Source organism: Exiguobacterium sp. s128 (genome assembly GCF_018618815.1).
Taxonomy (GTDB): domain Bacteria; phylum Bacillota; class Bacilli; order Exiguobacteriales; family Exiguobacteriaceae; genus Exiguobacterium_A; species Exiguobacterium_A antarcticum.
The window spans coordinates 1-7,757 of the sequence record NZ_JACSMT010000036.1 but is presented as its reverse complement, the minus strand read 5'-3'; the positions used below and the strand labels follow the sequence as shown (position 1 = coordinate 7,757).

Sequence of the window (7,757 nt, the reverse complement as noted above, 5' to 3'; positions counted from 1 at the left end):
AATCACTTGACGAAGGTCAAGAAGTTTCGTTTGAAGTTGAAGAAGGCCAACGCGGACCGCAAGCAACTAACGTTTCTAAACTTTAATTTTCCGAGACTCTGCTGTTGCAGAGTCTTTTTTGTTTCTGTTTCTTTTTGAGGCATTCCCCTACCAAAAGACTGAAAGGATGATTTAGATGGAACCATCAACTAAACATATACAGTTGCAAACACTCCTTACAAACCGGCATGATTACTTGATGCAAGGGAACCGGCAAGCGATGAATCAACTGTTATCGGACAATTTTTCTTTTATTGATGGACAAGGACGTCAATTTGATGCCGAGACGTACCTCGATCATTATGTTGATTTAAATCAAATCAAATGGATCGACCAGACAAACGAATCTATGGTAGTCGAAGTATTTGAAACAACTGCACTTGTGCAAGAAATAGTAGAAGATACCTTTTCGTATGGTCATACCTCATACGTTGGTCGTTTTCGGAGTGTCTCCTTGTACCACTGGACAACAAAAGGCTGGAAATGGCATTTCAATCAACTGACACCACTCGATCCCTCCTGAAACCTTCAGCAATTACTTATCACACAGTATGCGTGCCTTAGATTTCGGATCAGCATCTCATGAAGACGGCTGGTCCTATTTGCTTTACACTCCATTCCCCTTCCTTAACTTAAGCTAATTCAGAGAATCCACTAGATTGCGCTTGATTACAGCATCGTTTGAACATCGCCCTCCTCCATCACACCTTCCGCTCAAAAGACATTTGATTAACTGTTTTCATTCCGTTACACTTTAGTTGTGAATATTTTCTGAAAATTGTTGTAGGAGGAATGACATGACGGTTTTTAACTTTTCCGCTGGTCCAGCTGTGTTACCGGTTCCGGTTTTACTTAAAGCCCAATCTGAGTTGTTGAATTATCAAGGATCCGGTCAATCCGTCTTGGAGCTAAGTCATCGTTCCGCTTTATTCGAAACCATCCTAAACGAAACAGAATCTTTGCTCCGTGAGCTGCTGGAGGTGCCGGACGGCTATCATGTTTTATTTTTACAAGGTGGCGCCACGCTCCAGTTTTCAATGTTACCGCTCAATTTGGCGACAAATCAGCATCTGATCGACTTCATTGATACGGGTAGTTGGTCCCAAAAAGCGATTCAAGATGCACAAGTCTATGCGAAGACGCGGATTATCGCCTCATCCGCGTCAAACCTCTATCGTTCCATTCCGACTGACACGGTCGTTTCCGACGCCGACTATCTTCATATCACGTGGAACAATACACTCGAAGGGACGACTTACACCCATGTACCGCAAGTCGATGTTCCTTTAGTGGCAGACTTTTCCTCTTCGATCTTGTCTGAACCAATCGATATCAGTCAGTTCGATTTGATTTATGCAGGTGCCCAAAAAAATCTAGGATCGGCAGGGATGACGCTTGTCATCATCAAAGACGACCTTCTCGAACGAACACCAGCATTGTTAGGCTCATACTTGCGTTATGACACACATGCTACGCATCATTCTCTTTACAATACACCACCAACGTATAGTATCTATTTAACAAAACTTGTCCTCGAATGGATCAAAGAACAAGGGTTTGAGACGGTCGTTCGACGAAACCGCCAACAAGCCGCCGCTCTCTATACGTATTTGGATCAATCGACGTTGTTCTCAAACGCTGTCGCCCTAACGGATCGTAGTCGCATGAACATCCCGTTCACGACGGGGCAGACTGACTTAGATGAACAATTTCTAAAGTTTGCAGAACGTAATCAGCTCGTCAATCTCAAAGGACATCGTTCTGTTGGTGGCATGCGTGCTAGTCTTTACAATGCCATGCCAACATCCGGAGTCGACGCCCTCCTAGATGCCTTACACCGATTTGAACAGGGGGAACGCTAAATGTATCACGTACAACTTTGGAACGATGTCTCTGACAAAGGTTTAAAACGCTTTACCGATCAGTACCTCGTCAAGCATGACATCGAAACGCCGGATGCGTTTCTTGTTCGGAGCAAAGATCTACACGGAATGAAATTTAATGAATCCTTAAAAGCCGTCGCCCGAGCTGGTGTAGGAGTCAATAACATCCCACTCGACCAATTGGCGAATCGCGGAATTCCCGTCTTCTCGACACCCGGTGCCAATGCGAATGCCGTAAAAGAGTTGGTCATCGCCAGCCTGTTCTTGACCGCCCGTAAACTGATTCCAAGTATTTTATGGACTAATAATCTGCGTGGGCCCGATATTCCGGAGCGGATTGAAGCAAACAAAAAACAATTTGCCGGCACAGAACTGCTCGGTAAACGAATTGGAATCGTCGGTCTTGGGGCGATTGGGGCGAGCTTAGCCAATACGTTACACGAGCTTGGGATGACGGTTTCCGGATATGATCCACACATGTCTGTTGAATCGGCTTGGCGTGTGTCCAATCAAGTCCATCGTGTCACGAACCTCGAAGAGTTACTCGCGACGAGCGACTATATCACCTTGCACCTGCCTTTGATCGATGCGACGCACCATCTGCTCGACGAACGCTTACTGTCGAAGATTAAACAAGGAGCAACGCTACTCAATTTTTCCCGGGGTGAACTGATTGACGAACACGCCTTGGCAACGGTCTTAAAGTCAGGTCGCATAGCCAATTACGTGACCGACTTCCCGAACGCATTCATTCTGTCCCTGCCGCGTGTCATCCCGCTCCCACATATCGGAGCTTCGACCGGCGAAGCAGAGGAAAACTGTGCCATCATGGCGGTCGATCAGCTTAAACTATTTTTGGAGACCGGTAACATCCGCCACTCAGTCAACTTCCCGTCGGTCGAACTTCCCTACTCTGGGAAACGCCGGATTACGATTGCCCATCAAAATATTCCGAACATGGTCGGGCAGATTGCTTCCGTCCTCGCGACGGAACAAATCAACATCGCAAATATGATCAACGGCAGTAAAGGTGGCATCGCCTATACGATCATCGACATCGATAACCACTTGGATGAAACGATCTCATTACGCCAGTTGGACTCGATACCCGGCGTGCTCAAAACACGACTACTTTAAGGAGCGTTGATTATGCCTACTTTTGAACCATTCCATGCTTTACGTCCTGAACCTAAATACGCGGAAGCTTTCTCCTCTCTTCCTTATGACGTCTTTAATCGGTCGGAAGGAAGAGCAGAAGTCCGACGTCGCCCTTTATCTTTTTTACGGATGGATAAAGCCGAAGTGACGTTACCTGACTTCATCGATGATCACGATCCGCGCGTCTATCAACAAGCGGCTCTTCATTTCAAAGAAGCTATCGAACGCCAGATTCTGACATTTGATGACGTAGAAAGTTACTATCTGTACCGGCTAAGCGATGGCACACATACTCAGACTGGATTCGTCGGATGTGTCTCTGTTGCTGACTACGATCAAGGTATCATCCGGAAACATGAGTTCACGCGTCCCGACAAAGAACGAGACCGCGTTCGACATGTCCAGTCACTGGCTGCTCATACTGGCCCGATCTTACTTGCGCATCATCCTGATCTCGAACTGGACCGCGTCATTTCCGAGCAGGACCAACAGCACCCGATTTATCAATTCACGGCGGAAGACGGCATCGAACATACGATTTTCAAGATTACAGAACGCGCTGCAATGATGACGATTGGTAGCCAGTTCGCCCGACATGATCATTTGTATATTGCAGACGGTCATCACCGGGCAGAAGCCGCTTCTCAAGTCGCCCGGTTAAATAATCATGAAGACGCCGGTTTATTCCTTGCCGTTTCGTTTTCGAGTGATCAATTGAACATCCAAGGATACCATCGTGTCGTTGAAGATTTATATGGTCAATCCGTTGACGAGTTACTGACACGGATCAGCAGTCGTTTCACGATCACGCCCGGTCGAGCGACGGAAACGAAGCCACATCGGTTTGAAATGTATGTCAAACAACACTGGTATACACTTGATTATGAGAAGGAACATCCATCCGTCAAAGAGAATCTGGATGTCGCGATTTTACAAGATGAAGTGTTGACCCCTTTCCTCGGCATCGAAGACCCACGGACCGATTCTCGGATTCAGTTCGTCGGGGGTATCAGAGGGTATGCCGGACTCGAACAGCTTGTCGATCAAGGAACGATGGCCGTCGCCTTTCATTTGCATCCGACAAGTTTAACGGAGTTGATGGCTGTCGCCGATGCTAATGAAGTCATGCCGCCCAAATCGACTTGGTTTGAACCTAAATTGAGAAGTGGCTTATTGATTCATCCGTTTTTCAAATGAATACTCGTTGAAACTCAAAAAAAGCATCCATCATGGGAAAATCCCTGAGCGGATGCTTTTCGTTTGTTCATGAAGATTGTACTTGAAGTATCTTTCCAGATACAGGAGGAACGACAACCGTTTTTGCAGACGGACGGTCTTCTAACAAATCAATCGTCGGTTCGTCGAAGGTAAAGTCGATGGCTTCCGGTCCGTTATTAAACAAAATCAAATACGTTGCCTGATTGGTCTGGCGACGGATGACAAAACTGGCCGTTTCATCGTTTAACCGTTCGAATTGATACGTCCCTGCATTGGCAAGACCTGGGTGTTGTTTCCGTAGAGCAATCAAACGTTTGACATACGCCAACAGTGCCGTATCCTGCTCCGCCGGGTCCCAGACCATACACTTTCGGTTATCCGGATCTTGACCACCCGTCAGACCAATTTCATCACCGTAATAAATGACCGGACTTCCCGTGAACGTCAAAAGAGACAACATCAGCAGTTTCATCCGTTCGTGGTTCCCGTTCGCTCGTGTCAAGGCGCGCGGGGTGTCGTGCGAATCGACTAAGTTGAACATCACCTCGTTGACATTCATCGTATTCCCGTTGAGATTTCGAACGACCGCGTGGCTGAATGCCGTAGCCTTCGTCTCGTTTGTCGCAAAGAATGTCAGAAAGGCTTCCGTCAGTCCATAGTTCATGACGGCATCAAATTGATCGCCAAGCAACCATTCCTGAGAATCCGTCCAACACTCCCCTACGATGTATGCTTCTGGATTGGCAGTGCGTACCGCGGTCCGGAATTCTCGCCAAAACGCATGATCGACCTCACTCGCTACATCCAGTCGCCAACCATCGACCTGAAACTCCTCAACCCAGTATCGTCCGACCTTCAATAAATAGTCTTTGACATCTGGATGGGCTGTATTTAATTTAGGCATGTTTGGTTCAAAAGCAAACACTTCATAGTTTGGTTCTGGCGTCGTTTGAATCGGAAATTCGTCAATCATGAACCAGTTAGCATATTTCGACTCTTTTCCATATTTCATGACATCTTGAAACGCCGGATGATCGACACTGACATGGTTAAAGACGGCATCAAGCAGAATCCGGATTCCATTGTCATGAAGCAGCTGGACCATTTCTCGGAACGTCTCTTCTGTCCCGAAACTCGGATCCAGTCGTAAGTAATCGAGCGTATCGTATTTATGGTTAGAAGGTGCCACGAAAATCGGACAGAAATAAATGCCTGTGACCCCAAGGGCTTTCAAGTAGTCAATATGATCAATCACCCCTTGAAAGTCACCACCAAAATGATTATCAAAGGCAGGGGCTTCCGCTCCCCAAGCAATCGTTCCAGGTCGATCATTCGCCGGATCACCGTTCGCAAACCGATCCGGGAAGATTTGATACCAAACCGTGTCCTTTACCCACTTAGGTGCGTCAAACACATCCACCGCATTGATATACGGAACGGCAAAATAATATCCGGGATGATCGAGTGGCAATTCGTCATACCAACCACGCTCCGTATAGACGGCAGACGTTTCCCCCGCATTGACTTTGAATCCATAACGGACACGTTTTTTCGCCGGTTTAATGGCCACGAACCAATAATCATGGGTCGCATCCGATCCGGAGAACGTCATCTCCGTCGTCGTCGTTTTCCAGAACTTCTCTTTGTTTGGATCGAAATTCCAGTCACGGTCTTCTTCTTTTTCCGCGTCCCATTCATACGGATCCCCATGGACCAACTCGACACGATCCAAATCTCCTTTGGCGGACATCAAACGGATGTGGACGGTCTCCTGATCATACTTATACACATACGGCGACAAGGCACGGTGGAATACTGCTGCTCTGTTCATCTCTCTTCACCCTTCCAAACACTAGATTTCATCTCCTGTTACTTCCCAATTTCCGACTACCTGTAAACGTCAATCTTGAAAAAACACTACTGCCCTCACCTTTTCAGTTCAGAAATCAACAACTTATGAGGTATACTGAGAAAGCAGAGGGAACCAGCAAGTTCCTAACTAAATCGAAGTCATGTGAAAGCGAGTGGATTCTGATGGGTCGTAAATGGAATAATATTAAAGAAAAAAAGGCGTCGAAAGACAAAAATACAAGCCGGGTCTATGCCAAATTCGGTCGTGAAATTTATGTGGCTGCCAAACAAGGCGAACCGGATCCTGAATCGAATCAGGCGCTAAAGGTCGTCCTCGAACGGGCTAAAACATACAGCGTTCCACGGGCAATCGTCGATCGGGCGATTGAAAAAGCAAAAGGTGGCGCTGAAGAGAACTTTGATGTGTTGCGTTATGAAGGATTTGGTCCAAGTGGCTCGATGGTCATCGTCGAGACGTTGACGAATAATGTCAACCGGACTGCTTCTGATGTACGTGCTGCTTTTGGAAAAAACGGCGGGAACATGGGTGTCAGTGGATCGGTTGCTTATATGTTTGATGCGACAGCCATTTTTGCCTTCGAAGGGAAAATGGCCGACGATATTCTTGAGTTGATGATGGAAGCCGATCTGGATGTCCGTGATATTTTAGAGGAAGACGAGTCGGTCATCATCTATGCGGAACCAGAACAGTTCCATGCCGTTCAAGAATGCTTAAAAGAAGCCGGTATCACAGAATTTTCAGTTGCGGAACTCGTGATGCTTGCCCAAAACGAAGTCACATTATCAGAAGAAGATGTCCAACAGTTCGAAAAAATGATTGATGCCTTAGAAGATCTGGAAGATGTCCAACAGGTATACCATAACGTCGAATTATGACGTCTTACACGTAGGCAAAGTTCTGTATTCGAGCTTTGCCTTTTTTGATGCCTTCATGACAAAAAGAGCTTGTCCGCTCTTTTTGTCAGTATCCCAGCTGACGCCTAGCTGTCTCGCTAGTCACGCGCTGTCTAATTGTACGATAACCTATGGAACGCGTTTCATAGCAACACTAAAAAAGATTCTTTTAAAAGGTTTGATTCTTCTATATAATGGGAAAAGAGATATTCGATACGGATTTGCGATTGATCGTTAGGTCCCATGCGCTTTTTCACATAAGGAGGAACTTGTATGTCTTACTCATTGATAGAAACTTTTAAACGAATCGTAAGCGAAGCAAATCGCTTTACCCGAGTTGATTTTGGTGGTTACGATATTTATATGCAAACGAACGATGGACGAACGATTACAGCTAAAATCCGCTTTGACGGTGGCGGTCAGGATCAAAATGAAGCCTACCTGCTGCTTGAATCAAGCACAGGTCATAGCCGCATGACGACTCTTACCCTGCATCAATTTGAACACCTGTCTTCCTACACGGCACACAGCGAGCGTATTCAGTCGCTTGTATCGACGAGTGCCTGAATACGTTTACAGAACAACACGCTCTCCCAGGAGAGCGTGCAGACTGAAGACAAAGTAGTGGTTTTTCTCTTAATCGGGAAGAACCGCTTTTTTTGTTCGCTTCGAATCGTTTTCCTGGGACAAGCA

8 protein-coding genes are annotated in these 7,757 nt (G+C 46.4%); 7 read left to right on the top strand and 1 reads right to left on the bottom strand.

Annotated features, from left to right (window positions below; genetic code table 11):
- The 5 genes from KNQ13_RS16005 to KNQ13_RS12215 form a co-directional block, all read left to right on the top strand.
- A partial coding sequence (locus KNQ13_RS16005) for a cold-shock protein (RefSeq protein WP_251135815.1) occupies positions 1-86 on the top strand: 86 nt, incomplete at its 5' end.
- An 89-nt stretch (positions 87-175) separates the two neighbouring features.
- Entirely contained in the window at positions 176-562 is a 387-nt protein-coding gene (locus tag KNQ13_RS12230) for a nuclear transport factor 2 family protein (protein WP_026830763.1), read from the top strand.
- Positions 563-836: 274 nt separating this feature from the next.
- The gene (gene serC, locus KNQ13_RS12225) at positions 837-1,901 is read left to right on the top strand and encodes a 3-phosphoserine/phosphohydroxythreonine transaminase (protein ID WP_209548515.1); all 1,065 of its coding nucleotides are present in this window, start codon (positions 837-839) and stop codon (positions 1,899-1,901) included.
- Positions 1,902-3,059 carry a phosphoglycerate dehydrogenase gene (locus KNQ13_RS12220; RefSeq protein ID WP_026830761.1) on the top strand — a complete coding sequence of 386 codons (1,158 nt, stop codon included), beginning with the start codon at positions 1,902-1,904 and terminating at the stop codon, positions 3,057-3,059.
- A gap of 12 nt (positions 3,060-3,071) precedes the next feature.
- Positions 3,072-4,277, top strand: coding sequence for a DUF1015 domain-containing protein (locus tag KNQ13_RS12215; RefSeq protein WP_209548514.1), 1,206 nt, complete (start codon positions 3,072-3,074; stop codon positions 4,275-4,277).
- A 67-nt stretch (positions 4,278-4,344) separates the two neighbouring features.
- Here KNQ13_RS12215 and KNQ13_RS12210 read toward each other — a convergent pair whose 3' ends face one another.
- A complete protein-coding gene (locus tag KNQ13_RS12210; RefSeq protein ID WP_209548513.1) occupies positions 4,345-6,129 on the bottom strand; it encodes a glycoside hydrolase family 13 protein in 1,785 nt (594 codons plus the stop codon).
- Between the two features lie 203 nt (positions 6,130-6,332).
- On the opposite strand from KNQ13_RS12210, the gene KNQ13_RS12205 reads away from it, so the two are divergent.
- Positions 6,333-7,046, top strand: a complete 714-nt coding sequence (locus KNQ13_RS12205) for a YebC/PmpR family DNA-binding transcriptional regulator (protein WP_209548512.1) — start codon at positions 6,333-6,335, stop codon at positions 7,044-7,046.
- Positions 7,047-7,337: 291 nt separating this feature from the next.
- Positions 7,338-7,631 carry a hypothetical protein gene (locus KNQ13_RS12200; protein ID WP_014970522.1) on the top strand — a complete coding sequence of 98 codons (294 nt, stop codon included), beginning with the start codon at positions 7,338-7,340 and terminating at the stop codon, positions 7,629-7,631.
- Positions 7,632-7,757: the final 126 nt, after the last annotated feature.

What these genes read in the sequence shown, in the direction of transcription:
- KNQ13_RS12205 (WP_209548512.1), top strand. Translation starts at nt 6,333, where the DNA reads ATGGGTCGTAAATGGAATAATATTAAAGAAAAAAAGGCGTCGAAAGAC.
- KNQ13_RS12200 (WP_014970522.1), top strand. Translation starts at nt 7,338, where the DNA reads ATGTCTTACTCATTGATAGAAACTTTTAAACGAATCGTAAGCGAAGCA.
- KNQ13_RS12210 (WP_209548513.1), bottom strand. Translation starts at nt 6,129, where the DNA reads ATGAACAGAGCAGCAGTATTCCACCGTGCCTTGTCGCCGTATGTGTAT.
- serC (WP_209548515.1), top strand. Translation starts at nt 837, where the DNA reads ATGACGGTTTTTAACTTTTCCGCTGGTCCAGCTGTGTTACCGGTTCCG.
- KNQ13_RS12220 (WP_026830761.1), top strand. Translation starts at nt 1,902, where the DNA reads ATGTATCACGTACAACTTTGGAACGATGTCTCTGACAAAGGTTTAAAA.
- KNQ13_RS12215 (WP_209548514.1), top strand. Translation starts at nt 3,072, where the DNA reads ATGCCTACTTTTGAACCATTCCATGCTTTACGTCCTGAACCTAAATAC.
- KNQ13_RS12230 (WP_026830763.1), top strand. Translation starts at nt 176, where the DNA reads ATGGAACCATCAACTAAACATATACAGTTGCAAACACTCCTTACAAAC.